We start from the raw sequence: 16,281 nt of genomic DNA, 5'->3' as shown, positions 1-16,281 counted from the left end.
CGCTCACCCGCCCCGAGTGCTCCGGCGCACCGCCGCGTCCACGATGGCCTCCAACTGCTCGTGGTGTGCGCCCTTCCAGTACGCGCGTCCGCAGGCGCGGCACTGTGCGAACACGTCGTACGACCGCTCGGTTCCGCCCTTGAGCTGGTCCGCCACCTCGTCCTTGGTGGCCTCCTTGAGCAGTCCGTTGCAGGCGGTGCACCTCGTCCAGGGGTGCAGCTCGGGGCGGAACCGGTCCAGGACCTCCTGGAGTTGGTCGTCGGGGCGGGTGGGGTAGACGTAGGCGCCGGCCCACAGTTCGCGGCGGCGCAGGAGGCCGCGGTCGCGGCTGAGCATGACCCGCTTCTCGGCCGCCGACAGCGCGGCGAGCGCCGGGTCGCCGAGGTCCGTCGACTCGTACGCCGTGTCCACGCCGAGCAGCCGCAGCCGGCGGGCGAGGGTGCCGAGATGCACGTCGAGCAGGAAGCGCAGGGGAGCGCCCGGGACCCGCTGCGGGCGCTCGACGGCACGGACGCTCACCGACTCGCCGCCGGCCGGCACGTGTCCGGGCGCCACCTCGCGGCCGTCGACGAGGAGCGTGCCGACCTCGGTCAGGGGGACGCCGAGGGACTCGACGACGTGGCCGAGGGTGGAGACGCCGTCGGTGGCGGCGCGGGTGGCGCCGGTGGGGCGGGCCCGCGGGACGAACAGGTGCAGTTCGGGGGCGAATTCCACGTGGATCTCGGGTCCGTTCACCCGGTCAGGATGCCACGGGGCGCGGGCCGCGGGCTCGGGCGTTTCCGTACCTCCGCCGCGCCAACGGCATGCGCGACGTCCCCGGAACGGACCGGGAACTCGGTCACGAGGGCGTCAGGGGCGATGCGACCGCGTCCCGGCGATGCCCTCCTGCCCGCACTCCTGCTGCGCCGTGTCCGGGATCGGGGGCTCCGGTCACCTGACGCTCCGTGGGGACGGCCCCGCCACCCGGGCGGACTGCTCGGCCTGACCGGCGCCCAGGACACGGGCCGTGATCCGCTCCAGGGCATCGGCCGGTACGGGGGACCCCGGCGGGCGGGTCACCAGGGAGAGAGCAACCTGTCCGGGCACCGGCGAGGACTGGATCCGGTCTCCCGGCGCCGGGTACCAGCGGGCGGCCAGCTCGGGGACCAGGGCGCAGCTGCGCCGGTGCCGGGCGATGCGCAGGCCCGCCTCGATCGTGGGGGCGGGCAGTGGGCGGGCCCCGAGGGCGGACAGCCGCTGCCGGACAGTCTCCCCGGTGCGGTCGAACGTCGAGTACAGGACGGGACGGCCGGCGAGCGGGCGAGCCCCTTTCCCGAGGGCCGGGGCGCCGTCGGGCAGGACGAGGACGAGCGGGGAGACCCCCATGGCGGTCCGGTGCAGCCCTCGGGGAACGGTGGTCTGGTCGGCGATCGTGACGATCGCGGCGTCCAGCAGGCCGTCGTGGACCTGCTGGAGCAGTACCGGCCCGTGGTCGATCTCGGGATGCACGGTGACGTGGTCCAGCTCGACGGACAGGGCGGTGAAGACCATCGGGGCGAGGGCCTGGATGGTGCCGACGCTCAGCGACGCGGCGCTGGTGGCGGCGAGGACCTGGTCGGGCAGGGCGTCGATGTCCGCGAGCAACCGGGCGGCTTGACGGGCCAGTTCGCGTCCGGCGGGGGTGGGTCGGGCGCCCGTGGTGTCCCGCTCGAACAGCCGGACCCCGAGGCGGCGTTCGAGGGCGGCCAGGCGGCGCGACGCCGAAGGCTGGGTGGTCAGCAGCTCCTTGGCGGCCGCCCCCACCGAGCCGTGCCGGGCGACGGTCTCGGTGAGGGTCAGGTCCTCGACAGTGAGGCGTGAGGTCATGCCTCCAGCGTATGAGTGGCGTGGTCGACACGGTCCCTACCTGCCGCGCGATGTCCGGCCCAGGATCGGGGCCATGCGCAAACCACTGCTTCTGCTGACCGTTCTCACCTTCCTGACCTGGACCGGAAGTCGTATGACCGCCGTGGCCCTGCCGCTGGTCGCCCTGGCCGAGACCGGTCAGGCATGGGTCACCGGGCTGGTCGGCGGCATGGCCGGCCTGCCCCTGCTGACCGTGGGCTGGTGGGGCCGGGGGCTGCGTGACCGGCTGACCTCCGGACGGGCCCTGTCCGTGGTGACGGCCGTCCACGCCGCCGGACTCGCCGTCGTACCGGTGGCGGCCCTGACCGGGCAGGTCGGCGCTGCGGCACTGTGTGCCTCCGGCCTGGTCACCGGGACGGCAGGCGCGCTGTCGGGGCCGGCGCAGCGGGCCCTCGTCGCCGATCTGGCCGACTTCGACGGACGGCCGGGCGCTGCCCGGGCGCGGCCTGGCGGGGCGGCGGGCGCCGCCCGGTGGCTGGCCTGGCAGGACCTCGCCCACCGGGTCTCGATGGTCTTCGCGCCGCCCCTCGGGGCTTGGCTGGTGACGGTCTGGGGAGCGCAGCCCCTGCTGTGGTGCGAGACCTCCGTCTTCGCCGTGGCGGCCCTCGCGGTCCTGGCCGTTCCCGCAGCGCAGGCCGGCCGTCCCAAGGGCGGGGACGAGCCGGCCGCGGTGACGCGACCCGCGTCGGCGATGGCCGTCCTGCGACGCCATCCGCAGATCGCCGCCGGTGTTCTCATGGCCGGTGTCGGCGGGGTCTGCTGGTTCGGCTTCACTCTCGGACTGGCCATCCTGGGCGTCGAGTCCGGCCGCCCCGGGGCGCTGGTCGCGGCGGGTGTCAGCGGCTACGGAATCGCCTCCGTCAGTGCCTCGCTGCTGGTGCCCCTGTTGATCGACCGGCTCCCCCGCAGCACCACCATGGCCCTCTCCTGGGCCGTCCTCGGCGCCGCGTTCCTCGCCCTGCCCGTCGCCGCTCCGAACCTGGCGGCCATCGCCCTGGTGGCCGGCGTCGGCGGAGCGGCCACGCCGTGGGGCATCGCCGCCCTGAACGCCGTGATCAGCGAGCAGACGACCGGGGGTGAGCGGCGGGCGGCGTTCGCCGCCGAGACGGTCCTGCACTCCGGCGGCGCCTCCCTCGGGCTGCTGGTCGGCGGCGCGGTCATCGGGTGGGCGGGCTCGGGCCGCGTGCTGGCGGCCACCGGGCTGATCCAGATGGCCGCGGCGGCGGCCGGGCTGCTCATGGCCCGCAGGACCGGAAGGGACGAGAAGTCCCGAGGCGGACTCGCGGCAGCACGGGACCCCGGCCGCGCAGTGGGTCCCGCCCCCGCACGCCCAGTGCGGCGAGCCGGCCCCTAGTAGGCGACCAGCGAGATCCCCACGTAGTGGGCGATGAAGGCGGCCAGGGTGAAGGAGTGGAAGACCTCGTGGAAGCCGAACCAGCGCGGTGACGGGTTCGGTCGCTTGATGCCGTAGATCACGCCGCCCGCGCTGTAGAGCACACCGCCCACGATCACCAGGACGAGGACGGCGATGCCGCCCTCCCGCATGAAGTCGGGGAGGTAGAAGACGGCCGCCCAGCCCATGGCGAGGTAGCAGGGGGTGTAGAGCCAGCGTGGGGCGCCGACCCAGAAGACGCGGAAGACGATGCCCGCCGCCGCCGCGGCCCAGACGCCCCACAGCAGCCACTGGCCCTGGGCTCCCGGCAGGAGGAGCATCGTGAGCGGGGTGTAGGTGCCCGCGATGATCAGGAAGATGTTGGCGTGGTCGAGACGGCGCAGGACGCCGTCCATGCGCGGGCTCCAGTTGCCCCGGTGGTAGAGCGCGCTGACGCCGAACAGCAGACAGGCCGTGAGGACGTAGATCCCGCAGGCGATGCGCCCCTCGGGCGTCTCGGCGAGGGCGGTGAGCGCCAGACCCGCGATGAGTACGGCCGGGAACATGCCCAGATGCAGCCACCCGCGCAACTTGGGCTTGACCGGATGCGGCAGGGAGAGCGCCACGGGACCGCGGCCGGCGGCCGGCGTGTCCCTGGGCGCGTCGGAGGCGGACGCAGTCATGCGCGCATCGTACCTACGGAACCGTAAGTTACGTATCAGTACGGATATCGCCGACTGTCGAGTGGCCATCGTCTCACGGGGTACCCGCCGGCGCAGCCCCGATGCGGGGACGTGGCGATCCTCACGCCGCTCAGGTGTGACGCCCTCTGGACAGATGGGCGCTCTCGTCGGATGATCAAATGAGTGCGGTCGACACCGGATGAGCGCCCACGAGGACGACGTCACGCATCCGGGTCGCAGCCCCCACGGGGCCTCCCAACAAAAAACCCCTCATTTAGGAGCAATCGTGGCGCGCGACATCGCTGCTCCCCCCGTCCCCACCAACCACCAGGAGCTGATCTCGTGGGTGAACGAGATCGCCGAACTGACCCAGCCGGACGAAGTGGTCTGGTGTGACGGATCCGAGGCCGAGTACGAGCGCCTGTGCGGGGAGCTCGTCGAGAAGGGCACCTTCCGCAAGCTCGACCCGATCAAGCGCCCCAACTCCTACTACGCGGCCTCCGACCCCTCCGACGTCGCGCGCGTCGAGGACCGGACCTTCATCTGCTCCGCGAAGGAGGAGGACGCCGGCCCGACCAACCACTGGAAGGACCCCGCCGAGATGCGGGAGATCTTCCGTGGCACGGGCGGCGAGGGCGGTCTGTTCCGCGGCTCCATGCGCGGCCGGACCATGTACGTCGTGCCCTTCTGCATGGGCCCCCTCGGCTCCCCGCTGTCCGCGCTGGGCGTCGAGATCACCGACTCCGCGTACGTCGCCGTCTCCATGCGCACCATGACCCGCATGGGACAGCCGGTCCTGGAGGAGCTGGGCGACGAGGGCTTCTTCGTCAAGGCCGTGCACACCCTGGGCGCCCCGCTGGAGGAGGGCCAGGAGGACGTCCCGTGGCCCTGCAACAGCACCAAGTACATCTCGCACTTCCCCGAGGACCGCGAGATCTGGTCCTACGGCTCCGGCTACGGCGGCAACGCCCTGCTCGGCAAGAAGTGCTACGCCCTGCGCATCGCCTCCGTCATGGCCCGCGACGAGGGCTGGCTCGCCGAGCACATGCTGGTACTGAAGCTGACCCCGCCCACCGGTGAGCCCAAGTACGTCGCCGCCGCCTTCCCGTCGGCCTGCGGCAAGACCAACCTCGCCATGCTGGAGCCCACGATCTCCGGCTGGACCGTGGAGACCATCGGCGACGACATCGCCTGGATGCGCTTCGGCGAGGACGGCCGCCTGTACGCCATCAACCCCGAGGCCGGCTTCTTCGGCGTCGCGCCCGGCACCGGTGAGCACACCAACGCCAACGCGATGAAGACCCTGTGGGGCAACTCCGTCTTCACCAACGTCGCCCTCACCGACGACGGTGACGTGTGGTGGGAGGGCATGACCGAGGAGACCCCGGCCCACCTCACCGACTGGAAGGGCAACGCCTGGACGCCCGAGTCCGGCACCCCGGCCGCCCACCCCAACGCCCGCTTCACCACCCCCGCCGCGCAGTGCCCGATCATCGCGCCGGAGTGGGAGGACCCCAAGGGCGTGCCGATCTCGGCGATCCTCTTCGGCGGCCGTCGCGCCACCGCCGTACCGCTGGTCACCGAGTCCTTCGACTGGAACCACGGCGTCTTCCTCGGCGCCAACGTGGCCTCCGAGAAGACCGCCGCCGCCGAGGGCAAGGTCGGCGAGCTGCGCCGCGACCCGTTCGCCATGCTGCCGTTCTGCGGCTACAACATGGGCGACTACATGGGTCACTGGGTCGACGTGGCCAAGGACAAGGACCAGTCCAAGCTGCCGAAGATCTACTACGTCAACTGGTTCCGCAAGGACGACGAGGGCAAGTTCGTCTGGCCCGGCTTCGGTGAGAACGGCCGCGTCCTGAAGTGGATCGTGGAGCGCCTGGAGGGCAGGGCGGACGGCGTCGAGACCCCGATCGGCGTGCTGCCGACCAAGGAGTCCCTCGACACCGACGGCCTCGACCTCGCCGACGCCGACCTGGACTTCCTGCTCAGCGTCGACAAGGAGGTCTGGCGCGAGGAGGCGGCGCTCGTCCCCGAGCACCTGAACACCTTCGGCGACCACACGCCCGCCGAGCTGTGGGACCAGTACCGGGCGCTGGTGCAGCGCCTGGGCTGAGCACCCGCACCGCAAGCTCCGCGGCCGGTCCGACTAGCCCTGACCCGCGAAGTCGTCACGAAGGCCGGCCGTGAGGGGGTCTCCCCGCGCTCCAGTAGCTCTCAATATCCGGAGCGCGGGGAAGCCCCGATCGGGCCGGGTCCCCGCACAACGGCGTGCGACGGACCCGGCCCATTAACATGCCCGTTCACCGCTCCGAGCGGTCCTCCAGATAGCGCGTGTGCGACTCCTGCCGGCGGACCTCGGCGTCCCGCAGCCGGTCCGTCAGCCGCTCCGCCTCCTCGTGCAGCAGCGCCAACTGCCGTTCCAGATGCCGTTCCGGCGGCTCCTGCCCCGGCGTCATCCGCGTCCACCACCGGGTGCGCACATACGCGTCGACGGCCTCCGGCACGTCCTGCCGCACCGCCCGCGACACCGCGTGCAGTCCGTCGGGATCGGCCGAAAGCACCTCGGCGACCCAGCCCGGCTCCAGCAGCGCGGCCAGCAGACCGGTCAGCCCCGTCAGCCGTTCCCCGACGGCCGGCGGCAGCTCCACGTCCGCCAGATAGGCGCGCAGCCGGCCGAAGTCGCCCCGCACCTCCTCCAGCTGGGCCGACGGATCCGGGAAGTCGGGCGGCGCGGGCCGCTCCGGAGGGGCGAGCAGCGCGCCGGCGCCGTACAGTCCGGCGACGACCACGGGCCAGTACGGTCCCGCCACGCCCGTGAAGGTCAGCACCAGCCCGGCCAGCCCGCACGCGCCGCCGGTCAGGTTCTTCCGGGACTCCAGGTAGCCGACGAGCCTATTGGTAGCCACGGATCTCCTCGAAGGCGCCGTCCAGCGAGCCCTTCCGGGCGTCGAAGAGGCGGCCGCCGGTGAGCTCGGCGATGTGCGTCAGCTCCGCGCGGTCGGAGTCGCCGAAGAGGACGGGGAAGACCGGGATCTCCTGCCGTGCCGTGCTCAGCGAGCCGTAGAAGCGGTCGAAGTCGGCCGCCTCGGCGCCGGCGGTGTTCTCGCCGTCCGTCATCAGCACGATCGACGTGAACGCGTCCCGCCCGCCGCCGAGATGGTCGTACGCCTTCTCCAGCGAGGTGTAGATCGCGGTGTCGCCCTGGGCGGTCAGGCTCTTGCTGTCCCGCCGGATGCCGTCCAGGCCGGACCGCGGGTCGGCGGGGTCCACGACGTGGGTCGACACCCGCTTCACCTCCGATCCGAAGGGCATCAGCGTCACCTCCTCGCGGTCGCGGAAGTCGCCGGTGAGCGCGGTGAGCGCCGTCTTCAGGCGGCTCAGCCGCTCGCCCTCCATCGAGCCGGAGGTGTCGAGGACGTACACCGTCCGGGACGGGCGGCGCAGGTCGTTCTCGTACGCGTCGAGCAGACCGTCGGCGACGGACCTGCTGCCGGGGGAGGGCAGTTCGCGCCGCAGGCTCGTGTCCAGGCCGGGTGCGGGCGGCACGGAGGTGAGGACCGGGCGGCGGTGGGTGGCGCGGGTGATCTCCCGCTGGATCCGAGGGGTGCGCAGCGCCTCGGTGAGGCGGCGGACGTCCTCGCGGGTCGTGTCGTCGCTGGACGCGAGCGTGGAGAGCGGGTAGTCGGCGGTGAGCACGCCGTCGGTGGGGCGGATCACGGTGAGGCCCGGGATGCCCAGGAGGACGGACTCGTAGTTCAGCAGCGCGTCGACGTTGCCGCGCCGCTCGTACGCCGCGGCCAGCCAGCCCGACGAGCCCGAGGTCAGCTTCTGCCCGGTGAAGAACTTCTTCAGCCGCGGTGCCGCCTTCGCCACGTCCGCGTCGGTGAGCGCGGACTGGGCGCCGGAGAGCGCGGAGGCGACCGAGACGAGGGTGGCGGAGCCGGAGTTGGAGCGGGCCGGGTCGGTCATGCCGTAGGTGAGCCTTCCGTCGGCGACGGCCTGCTCGACCTGGGACCAGGTGACCTGTGCGGGCTTCCAGCCCAGCTTGCGGACGGTGGCGTCCTTGACGCCGATGGCGACGGGGCTGGCCATCACGGGCGTCTCGGAGACGATCCGCTTCGCCGCCTCGGGGCGCAGCCGCAGCGAGTCGTTGGAGGACAGCCACACGGCGTCGTACGTGCCGTCCGTCCCGCCCTTCGCCAGCAGCTCCACGGCGTCGAGGGTGCCGATGGGGGTGAGCCGGACGGTGAGGCCGGTGTCCTCGCGGACCCGTTCCAGGACGGGCTTCATGTCGCTCAGCTCGCTGGAGGCGAGGACGCGCAGGGTGCCGGGCTCGGCGGTGCCGGGTGCCTCGGAGGGCGGGGGTCCGGCCGTCCCGTCCCCGTCGCCCTGCGACGTGCAGGAGGTGAGGAGGGCGAGCGCGGCGACGCAGACGGCGAGGGCGCGTCTCATACGAGACCCCCTTCGCGGGTTTCCAACGCCCCCTGCGCACGGCTGCGCTCCAGGTACGCGCTCGCGTGCCGGAGTTCCCCCGTCAGGGACTCCACGGTCGCCGCCATCGCCTCCGTGGCCTGCACCTTGTAGGTGTCGATGGCGTCGAGGGTGCGGTAGATCTGCTGGAAGGCGGTGCGCAGGGTCTCCGCGCCCACCGCCGGGTCGGCGGCGATGCGCTGGATCTCCCCGCTCTGGGTGGCGAGCATCTCCGCGTTGCCCCGGATCAGGTCCTCCGTCGTCCCGCGCAACGCGTTGACCTGCTCGACGACCTTCTTCTGGTGGTCCAGCGCGGAGGCCAGCATCACGGAGATCCGCAGCGCCGACACCGTGGTCGTGGCCGCCCGGTCGACGCCCTTGATCAGCTCCTCGTTGTTGCGGCGTACGACGTCCATGGCGAGGTAGCCCTGCGCGCACACCGCGAGCTGGGTGAGCAGGTCCTGGTGCTTCTGCCGGACCGGGAAGAGGACGTCCGCGCGCAGGGCGTCGGCGGCCTGCGGATCGGCGGGCTCCACGCCGGCGACGTGCCGTTCGACGGCCGTGTCCAGGGCCTCGGTGAGCACGACGTACTCCTGGAGCTTGCCCATGGTCTCCCACAGCCGCACCCGCTCGGTCTGCAACGCCGCGTTGTCGCGGCGCAGTTCGTCCTGGCCGCCGCGCAGCGAGCCCACGATCCGGTTCAGGGTGGACTGGGAGGAGGCGTACTTGGCGACGTGGTCGCGGAGCCTTTTGCCGCCGGGCAGCCGGGACAGGAACGTGCGGCCCTTGTTCGCGGGCAGGTCGCGCGGGTCGAGGTCCTCCACCACGCGCCGCAGCTCCACCAGGGAGCCGGCGACCCGGGCCTGGGCGTCGTCGCCCTTGTCGGGCAGGCTGCGCACGCTGCGGTCCAGCATGCGGTTGGACTGCGCGGCGGCGGTGCGCATCTCGGCGGTGCCGAGTCCGGTGATCTCGCCGACCTTGCCGGCGAACTCCGGCGAGCGGGCGTCGAGCGCGGCGAGGTCCTCGACGTAGGCGGCGGCCCTGCGTGCCATGTCGTCGCGGACCGCGTCGTCCACGGGCACGAGGCCGCCGGCCCGCTCCCGGGGCACGGGGGCGACGGGCTCGGGCGGGGTGAGGGTGAGCGTGAAGTCGTTGTCGGTGCCGGTCATGTGGACGGTCCCCCTGTCGTCCGCAGTCATCCGCGCGCCCGGCGGGACATCTCGCGCAGCACCTCGGAGGTGGGCACGGGCGCCTGCCGGACGCCGGTCAGCTGCTGGTTGAGATACGCGGTGTGGGCCTCGGTGGCCGCGGTGAACTCGGTGGCGGAGCCCTGCGGGCGGAACCCGTGCCGCACGGCCAGCTGCCGCAGCCGCGGGTCGGTGGCGAGGAGTTCGCCGAGCGCGCGGCCCTCCTCGGTGAGCGGTACGACGGTGTGGTCGCTGGTGGCGGTGGTGTCCGGGTACAGGACGGTCAGGTCGCCGACGGCGTCGCCGCCCTCCCCGAGCAGCGCGGCGACCTGCGACTCGTACACCAGCACCAGCGGTTCGCCGACGCCGCTGGTGAAGTCCCGGAACGTCGCGTCCGAGCTGGACTTCTGGGCGCCCTGCACCTGGACCAGCCTGCGCAGCAGGGGCGCGGTCCGGTCGACGTCGTCGCGGCTCGCGGCCACCTTGTTGCCGTTCGCCACGTAGGAGGCGGCGGCCAGGTACAGGGCACCGGAGTTGGAGGTCCCCGGGTCGGTGGTCGCGACGTACAGCGTCCCGGTCAGCTCGGTGTGCTTCTCGGCGCCCTTGAGCTGCTGCCAGGTGCGGTCGGCGCGGGCCGCGTCGAGGTAGGCGCCCATCTTCAGGGTGCCGCCCCGGCTGCGGTCGAGCGTGGCGAGCCCGCCCGCCGCGAGCACCTCGGCGGTGGCGCGGCGGGCCACCACGACGAGCGGCGAGTAGAAGGGCCGGGGCAGCGGCTTGCGGACGCCGTACTTGTCGGCGAGTTCGTCGGCCGGGGCCTGGCTGGACGGGAAGGCGAGGTCGTACCCCTTGAGGTCCAGCTCCTCCATGGCCCAGGACCCGGAGGTCTCGGCCCGTACGGTGTAGCCCTCGGCGGCGAGGGCCTTCACCACGTCGGGGTCGGCGAAGAACTCGGCCTTCTCCGACCCGATCACCGCGCGCACGGTCTTCGTTGCCGTGCCCTTGTCCTCTGCGTCAGCCGATTCCCGGCCCGCGACGACGGCTGCCACCACTCCGCCGATCAGCAGGACCGCGAGGACTATTCCCACGATTCGTCTCACTCGCGGAGCATCTCTCCGGAACCCTACGTTCCCCGACGCTCCGGGTGAACGAAAGGTGTCCGCGCCATACCGGTATGCAACGGGAACGATCCCCTCCGCCGGGTGCGGCGGTGTACGCTCCCGATCTTGTCCGACCCGAACGGCTGTTCCCCGTCCCGCGGGGAGGGGGTGCCGTTCCGCAAGGGTCGCCAACGAGACCTGTGGGGGGCACAGTTGAATACAGTTCGAGACACCAGACGCGCCACGGGCGCCGGGCGTACCGGTCGTCGCACCGGACGTCTCGCGGCCACGCTGCTCACCGCCGCGCTCGCCGCCGGCGGGCTGACCGTCGCGGCCGCACCCGCCGCGCACGCGGCGGCGTCCGACGTCGTGGCCAAGCTGCCGATCTCCTCGTTCTCGGCGCTGGCGGTCGACTCCGTGCACCAGCGCGTGTACGTCGCCGACAGCAACCTGGGCAGCTACGACAACAAGGGGCTCGTCGCCGTCTACGACTTCTCCGGCGAGCGCGTCACCACGCTCACCACCCAGCGCCACGTCTCCGGCCTGGCGCTGAACGCGGACGCCACCACGCTCTACGTCGGCGGACGCGAGGGCATGCTGAAGTACGACACCGCGACCCACCAGCCGCAGGGCGGACTGTCCCTGTCCACGGACACCTGCGGGCGCAGCGTGGCCCTCGCGGGCGGCACGGTGTACTACACCTCGTCGTACACGAACTACGTGTCCGAGTGCGAAGGGTCGCTCACCTACCTGAACTCGTACCACGCCGACAACACCGCCCAGGTCACCGGCTGGCAGGACTACGGCAGGCTGCAGCTGGAGGCCGGCCCCGGGGACCGGCTGCTGATGGGCCAGCCGCTGGGCTCGAAGGCGCCCAACCCCTTCCTCGCGGTCTACGACGCGAGCGGCCAGACCCTGGTGCGCACCGCCGGCCGCCGCTTCGCCGACGCCGACGGCAAGGGCGCCCAGAACCTGAAGGACATGGCGTTCTCCGCGGACGGCAGCAAGGTCGCCGTCGCCGACGCGGCCGCCGGCACCCGGCTGCTCGACAGCGCCGACCTGTCCGACGCCGCGACCGGCTACCCGGCGCTGCCGTCCGGCGCGTCCGCCTCCGCCGTCGCCTTCAGCGGTGACGGGAAGTACCTGGCGCGCGGCGCCTCGGCCACCGGCGCGACGCCCGACCTGCTGCTGTCGCCCGCCGACCCGGGCGACGCGACGGCTCCGCTGGAGTTCGTCTTCGAGGGCAGCCTCGACGGTGACCGGGTGGCGCCGCGCGGGATGGAGTGGTCCGCCGACGGCTCACGGCTGTTCGCGGTCACCACGAACACCGTCGGCAACCAGTACTGGCTGCACATCGTCCAGCCGCCGGCCGTCCAGTACGACACCCGCTTCACCGGCGGGCTGACCCACAGCCCCGCCCAGGCGGTCGCGGGCGAGGCACTGGCGGTGCGTGGCAGGCTGGAGCTGGACGGCCCGGCGCCCACCGAGCCGCTGAAGGTCACGGCGACCCGCACCGACGCGGCCGGTACGCACGAGCTCGGCACCACGACCGTCAAGGCGGACGGCACCTTCACCGTGCTCGACGAGCCGGACCTGGTCGGCGACGCCACGTACACCGTGTCGTTCCTCGGCGACCTCACCCACCGCCCGGCCACCGACGTCACCCACACGGTGTCCGTCGGCAGGGCGGGCAGCTCGATCGCGCTCACCGCTCCGGCGGAGGCGTCGATGAGCACCGGCGTCCACCTCACCGGTACGTTCACCGCGCAGGGGAAGGCGCTGCCCGAGCGGGCCGTGCTGAAGGTGGAGCGCACCGACCGGCTCGGCACCGGCACGCTGTCGTCGGTGACGGTCGCCGCCGACGGCACCTTCACCATCGACGACCTGCCGCGCACCCGCCGGGACACGACCTACACGGTCAGCTGGCCCGGCGACGACCTGCACACGGGGGCCACCGCGTCGGCGACGGTCCGGGTCACTCGCTGACCACACGCGGACGCGGGCGGGGCACTCGGGGCGCGCTGCCCCCAGTGCCCCGCCCGCGGCGGTGTGGGGTGAAGGGCGCCCGGCCCGCGCGTCGCTGCGGGTGCGCGCGGGCCGGGGCCGTCGGGGGAGCCCGGAGGGCTCAGTGGGACGCGAGTTCGCGCGGCTCCAGGGCCGCGGCGTGGGCGTCCATGCGCTCGGCGGTCAGGATCGCGACCGCCGTGTCGGCGCGGGAGGCCGCCACCACCAGGGCGCGCCCGGCCAGGGTGTGCGCCCGCCGGTGCAGGGCCGCCAGATGCGGCTCGGGGCGGGCGGCGGTCACCGGCACACGGACCGGCGCCTGACCTCCGCGCAGCCGGGCCACCTGCCCGGCGAGCCGGTCGGCCGCGGTGTCCAGGTCGTCGGAGTCGGCGGGGGCCAGCGCGCGCAGCTCGTCCGTGACGGCGAGCAGGGCCGCGAGATGGCCCGCGAGCTGGATGTCCAGCTCTTCCTCCCGGGAGCGGTGGGGGAAGTCCGAGGTGGTGCCGGCCATCGTGCTGTGGACCGACTTGTCGCGGATCGGCTCGTACATGGGATGGCCTCCTGTGTTCTTCAGGAAGCCATCCTAGCTTAGATTTCGTCTAAAGTTGAGTCGTTCACAAATCCGGACCCCGTGTACACGGACCGTGAGGTCAGGGCTGGCCGTAGCCGTCCAGGAAGTTGCCGATCCGGCCCACCGCCTCGCGCAGGTCACTGGCCGTCGGCAGGGTCACCACCCGGAAGTGGTCGGGCTCGGGCCAGTTGAAGCCGGTGCCCTGGACGACCATGATCTTCTCCCGGCGGAGCAGGTCCAGGACCATCCGCCGGTCGTCCTTGATCTTGAAGACCTTGGGGTCGAGCCGTGGGAAGAGATACAGCGCCCCCTTCGGCTTCACACAGGTCACGCCCGGAATGCTGGTCAGCGCCTCGTGCGCGGCGTCCCGCTGCTCCCGCAGCCGCCCGCCCGGCAGCACCAGCTCGTTGATCGTCTGCCGGCCGCTCAGTGCCGCGACCACACCGTGCTGGCCCGGCATGTTGGCGCACAGCCGCATGTTCGCCAGGATCGTCAGGCCCTCGATGTAGGACTCGGCGTGCGCGCGCGGCCCCGAGATCGACATCCAGCCCACCCGGTAGCCGGCCACCCGGTACGCCTTCGACATGCCGTTGAACGTGAGGGTGAGCAGATCCGGGGCGATCGCGGCGGTCGGGGTGTGCACCGCGTCGTCGTACAGGATCTTGTCGTAGATCTCGTCGGAGCAGACCAGCAGGTTGTGCCGGCGCGCGATGTCGGTCAGACCGCGCAGCACGGCCTCGTCGTACACCGCGCCCGTCGGGTTGTTCGGGTTGATGATGACGAGCGCCTTGGTGCGGTCGGTGATCTTCCGCTCCACGTCTGCGAGGTCCGGCATCCAGTCGGACTGCTCGTCGCAGCGGTAGTGCACCGCCGTACCGCCGGAGAGCGAGACGGCGGCCGTCCACAGGGGGTAGTCGGGCGCCGGTACGAGGACCTCGTCCCCGTCGTCCAGCAGCCCCTGCATCGCCATCACGATCAGCTCGGAGACGCCGTTGCCGATGTAGACGTGCTCGACGTCCGTCTCGATGCCGAGGGTCTGGTTGTGCATGACGACCGCCCGGCGCGCCGCCAGCAGCCCCTTCGCGTCGCCGTAGCCGTGGGCCGACGAGACGTTGCGGAGGATGTCCTCCAGGATCTCGGGCGGGCACTCGAAGCCGAAGGCGGCCGGGTTGCCGGTGTTCAGCTTCAGGATGCGGTGCCCGGCCGCTTCCAGCCGCATCGCCTCCTCGAGCACCGGGCCCCGGATCTCGTAACAGACGTTGGCGAGCTTGGTCGACTGGATCACCTGCATGTCCGTGAGCTTACGGCTCGGTTACGTCCCATGGGTCGTGTTATCCGCCACTTGAGACGTGCGGTTTGGGTTGATTTCGTCAATCACCCCCGGCCGGGTCACCGCGGAGTGCGCCGTACCGACCGCCCCGCCAGCACGTCCGTGCGCCGCCCGTCGTCCATCACGAACCGCCCGTCGACCAGCACGTACGGGATCCCCGTCGGCAGCACGCGCGGGTTCTCGTACGTGCTGCCCGCCGCCACCGTCGCCGGGTCGAAGAGCACCAGGTCCGCCTTGAACCCCTCGCGGACCAGCCCCCGGTCCGGCAGCCGCAGCCGGGCCGCCGGGCGCGAGGTCAGGTGCGCGACGCACTCCTGAAGCGACAGCACGCCCAGCTCGCGGACGTAGCGGCCCAGGTAGTGCGGGAAGGTGCCGTAGGCGCGCGGGTGCGGCTTGGCGCCCTGGAGAATGCCGTCCGAGCCGCCGGTGTGCACGCGGTGCCGCATGATCGCGCGGACGTTCTCCTCGTGGCCGACGTGCTGGAGGATGGTCGGCGCCAGCCGGTCGGCCAGCAGCAGGTGCCGGGCGACCGTCCACGGGGTCTCGCCGCGCAGCCGCGCCGACTCCAGGACCGTACGGCCGACGTACTCGCCGAGGGCCGGGTCGCCCGTGCCGGAGATCTCGATCGTCTCCCACTCCACGGGCACGCCGTGGCAGCCGTCGGAGCCGATCTCCTCCAGGTGGTGCCGGACGCGCTCGGCGGTGTCGTCGTCCGCCAGCCGCTTCAGGATCTGCTCCGGGCCGCCCTCGCTCGCCCAGCTCGGCAGCAGCGCCACGAGGGTCGTGCAGCCGGGGGTGTACGGGTAGGTGTCGAGCGTGATGTCGGCGCCGGCGGCCAGCGCGTCGTCCAGCAGGGTCAGCAGCTCGGGGGCCCGGCCCTTGTTGACGCCGAAGTTCATGGTGGCGTGGGCGAGGTGCAGCGGGCAGTCCGCCTCCCGCGTCAGCTCCACCATCTCCTCGTACGCCTGGAGCGCCCCGGCCCCGTACGAGCGGTGGTGCGGGCAGTAGTAGCCGCCGTACGACGCCACCACCCGGCACAGCTCGGTCAGCTCCGCGTCCTTCGCGTACATGCCCGGCGTGTACGTCAGCCCGGACGACATGCCGACCGCGCCCTGCTCCATGCCCTCGGCGACCAGCCGCCGCATGTGCTCCAGCTCGGCCTCGGTCGCCTCGCGGTCGTCCCAGCCGACCGCGAGGGCGCGCACCGTGCCCTGCGGGATCAGGTACGCGGCGTTGACCGCGATGCCCCGGTCGAGCCGGTCCAGGTACGCGCCGACCGACCGCCAGTCGAAGTCGACGTCGTCGCCGGGGCCGTTCCACCCGGCGATCGCGCGGCGGACCTCGCCGAGGGTGCGGTCGTCGACCGGCGCGTACGACAGCCCGTCCTGGCCGATGACCTCCAGGGTGACGCCCTGCGCGGCCTTGGCGCTGTGGTCGGGGTCCCGCAGCAGCGCCAGGTCGCTGTGGGCGTGCATGTCGATGAAGCCGGGGGCCAGGACCAGGCCCTCTGCGTCCAGCTCGCGACGGGCCTTGGGGCGCTGGCAGCCCGCGGCCGCCGCCTCCTTGACGATCGACACGATCCGGCCGCCGTCGACCACGACGTCCGCGCGGTACGAGTCCGCGCCGGAGCCGTCGACGACGTCCGCGTCCCTGATGACCAGCTCTTCCACCGGAGCCTCC

13 protein-coding genes are annotated in these 16,281 nt (G+C 72.6%); 3 read left to right on the top strand and 10 right to left on the bottom strand.

Annotated elements, in window-relative coordinates:
* Positions 1-3: 3 nt before the first annotated feature.
* Positions 4-735, bottom strand: a complete 732-nt coding sequence (locus ACIGO6_RS20140; RefSeq protein ID WP_399877901.1) for a Mut7-C RNAse domain-containing protein — start codon at positions 733-735, stop codon at positions 4-6.
* A 195-nt stretch (positions 736-930) separates the two neighbouring features.
* Positions 931-1,845: a LysR family transcriptional regulator gene (locus tag ACIGO6_RS20135; RefSeq protein ID WP_399877898.1), complete on the bottom strand. Its 915-nt coding sequence runs from the start codon at positions 1,843-1,845 to the stop codon at positions 931-933.
* A gap of 73 nt (positions 1,846-1,918) precedes the next feature.
* On the opposite strand from ACIGO6_RS20135, the gene ACIGO6_RS20130 reads away from it, so the two are divergent.
* Positions 1,919-3,238, top strand: coding sequence for an MFS transporter (locus tag ACIGO6_RS20130; protein WP_399877895.1), 1,320 nt, complete (start codon positions 1,919-1,921; stop codon positions 3,236-3,238).
* On the opposite strand, the gene ACIGO6_RS20125 is transcribed toward ACIGO6_RS20130, so the two are convergent.
* Positions 3,235-3,939 (bottom strand): hemolysin III family protein, encoded by a 705-nt coding sequence (locus ACIGO6_RS20125; RefSeq protein WP_399877892.1) that lies wholly within the window; start codon positions 3,937-3,939, stop codon positions 3,235-3,237. The genes ACIGO6_RS20130 and ACIGO6_RS20125 overlap by 4 nt on opposite strands.
* Positions 3,940-4,225: 286 nt before the next feature.
* Here ACIGO6_RS20125 and ACIGO6_RS20120 point away from each other — a divergent pair, with 286 nt between their 5' ends.
* Entirely contained in the window at positions 4,226-6,055 is a 1,830-nt protein-coding gene (locus ACIGO6_RS20120; RefSeq protein WP_399877890.1) for a phosphoenolpyruvate carboxykinase (GTP), read from the top strand.
* A 187-nt stretch (positions 6,056-6,242) separates the two neighbouring features.
* Here the strand turns inward: ACIGO6_RS20120 and ACIGO6_RS20115 are convergent, their stop codons facing one another.
* From ACIGO6_RS20115 to ACIGO6_RS20100, 4 genes are read right to left on the bottom strand one after another with little or no spacing between them, the layout of a single operon-like run.
* Positions 6,243-6,848, bottom strand: a complete 606-nt coding sequence (locus ACIGO6_RS20115) for a hypothetical protein (protein WP_399877888.1) — start codon at positions 6,846-6,848, stop codon at positions 6,243-6,245.
* The gene (locus ACIGO6_RS20110) at positions 6,835-8,394 is read right to left on the bottom strand and encodes a VWA domain-containing protein (RefSeq protein ID WP_399877885.1); all 1,560 of its coding nucleotides are present in this window, start codon (positions 8,392-8,394) and stop codon (positions 6,835-6,837) included. Before ACIGO6_RS20110 ends, ACIGO6_RS20115 begins: the two co-directional genes overlap by 14 nt.
* A complete protein-coding gene (locus ACIGO6_RS20105; protein ID WP_399877882.1) occupies positions 8,391-9,581 on the bottom strand; it encodes a toxic anion resistance protein in 1,191 nt (396 codons plus the stop codon). The genes ACIGO6_RS20110 and ACIGO6_RS20105 overlap by 4 nt, the downstream gene beginning before the upstream one ends.
* Before the next feature lie 26 nt (positions 9,582-9,607).
* Positions 9,608-10,696 carry a hypothetical protein gene (locus tag ACIGO6_RS20100; protein WP_399877879.1) on the bottom strand — a complete coding sequence of 363 codons (1,089 nt, stop codon included), beginning with the start codon at positions 10,694-10,696 and terminating at the stop codon, positions 9,608-9,610.
* Positions 10,697-10,909: 213 nt separating this feature from the next.
* Here ACIGO6_RS20100 and ACIGO6_RS20095 point away from each other — a divergent pair, with 213 nt between their 5' ends.
* Positions 10,910-12,682 carry an Ig-like domain repeat protein gene (locus ACIGO6_RS20095; RefSeq protein ID WP_399877876.1) on the top strand — a complete coding sequence of 591 codons (1,773 nt, stop codon included), beginning with the start codon at positions 10,910-10,912 and terminating at the stop codon, positions 12,680-12,682.
* A 139-nt stretch (positions 12,683-12,821) separates the two neighbouring features.
* On the opposite strand, the gene ACIGO6_RS20090 is transcribed toward ACIGO6_RS20095, so the two are convergent.
* The 3 genes from ACIGO6_RS20090 to ACIGO6_RS20080 all read right to left on the bottom strand — a co-directional run bounded on the left by ACIGO6_RS20090 (position 12,822) and on the right by ACIGO6_RS20080 (position 16,271).
* On the bottom strand, positions 12,822-13,250 hold the full coding sequence (locus tag ACIGO6_RS20090; protein ID WP_399877873.1) for a hypothetical protein: 429 nt from the start codon (positions 13,248-13,250) through the stop codon (positions 12,822-12,824).
* A gap of 100 nt (positions 13,251-13,350) precedes the next feature.
* Entirely contained in the window at positions 13,351-14,562 is a 1,212-nt protein-coding gene (locus tag ACIGO6_RS20085; RefSeq protein WP_399877871.1) for a pyridoxal phosphate-dependent aminotransferase, read from the bottom strand.
* A 98-nt stretch (positions 14,563-14,660) separates the two neighbouring features.
* Positions 14,661-16,271 (bottom strand): amidohydrolase family protein, encoded by a 1,611-nt coding sequence (locus tag ACIGO6_RS20080; RefSeq protein ID WP_399877868.1) that lies wholly within the window; start codon positions 16,269-16,271, stop codon positions 14,661-14,663.
* Positions 16,272-16,281 lie beyond the last annotated feature (10 nt).

Origin of the sequence: Streptomyces sp. NPDC053750 (assembly GCF_044544295.1) — a bacterium.
Classification (GTDB): Bacteria; Actinomycetota; Actinomycetes; order Streptomycetales; family Streptomycetaceae; genus Streptomyces.
The sequence above is the reverse complement of the archived record's forward strand: the minus strand, read 5'-3'. Positions and strand labels throughout refer to the sequence as shown.

Excerpts from the sequence above, each read along its gene's own strand:
- ACIGO6_RS20110 (WP_399877885.1), bottom strand. The coding sequence starts at position 8,394 with ATGAGACGCGCCCTCGCCGTCTGCGTCGCCGCGCTCGCCCTCCTCACC.
- ACIGO6_RS20105 (WP_399877882.1), bottom strand. The coding sequence starts at position 9,581 with ATGACCGGCACCGACAACGACTTCACGCTCACCCTCACCCCGCCCGAG.
- ACIGO6_RS20135 (WP_399877898.1), bottom strand. The coding sequence starts at position 1,845 with ATGACCTCACGCCTCACTGTCGAGGACCTGACCCTCACCGAGACCGTC.
- ACIGO6_RS20130 (WP_399877895.1), top strand. The coding sequence starts at position 1,919 with ATGCGCAAACCACTGCTTCTGCTGACCGTTCTCACCTTCCTGACCTGG.
- ACIGO6_RS20085 (WP_399877871.1), bottom strand. The coding sequence starts at position 14,562 with ATGCAGGTGATCCAGTCGACCAAGCTCGCCAACGTCTGTTACGAGATC.
- ACIGO6_RS20090 (WP_399877873.1), bottom strand. The coding sequence starts at position 13,250 with ATGTACGAGCCGATCCGCGACAAGTCGGTCCACAGCACGATGGCCGGC.
- ACIGO6_RS20125 (WP_399877892.1), bottom strand. The coding sequence starts at position 3,939 with ATGACTGCGTCCGCCTCCGACGCGCCCAGGGACACGCCGGCCGCCGGC.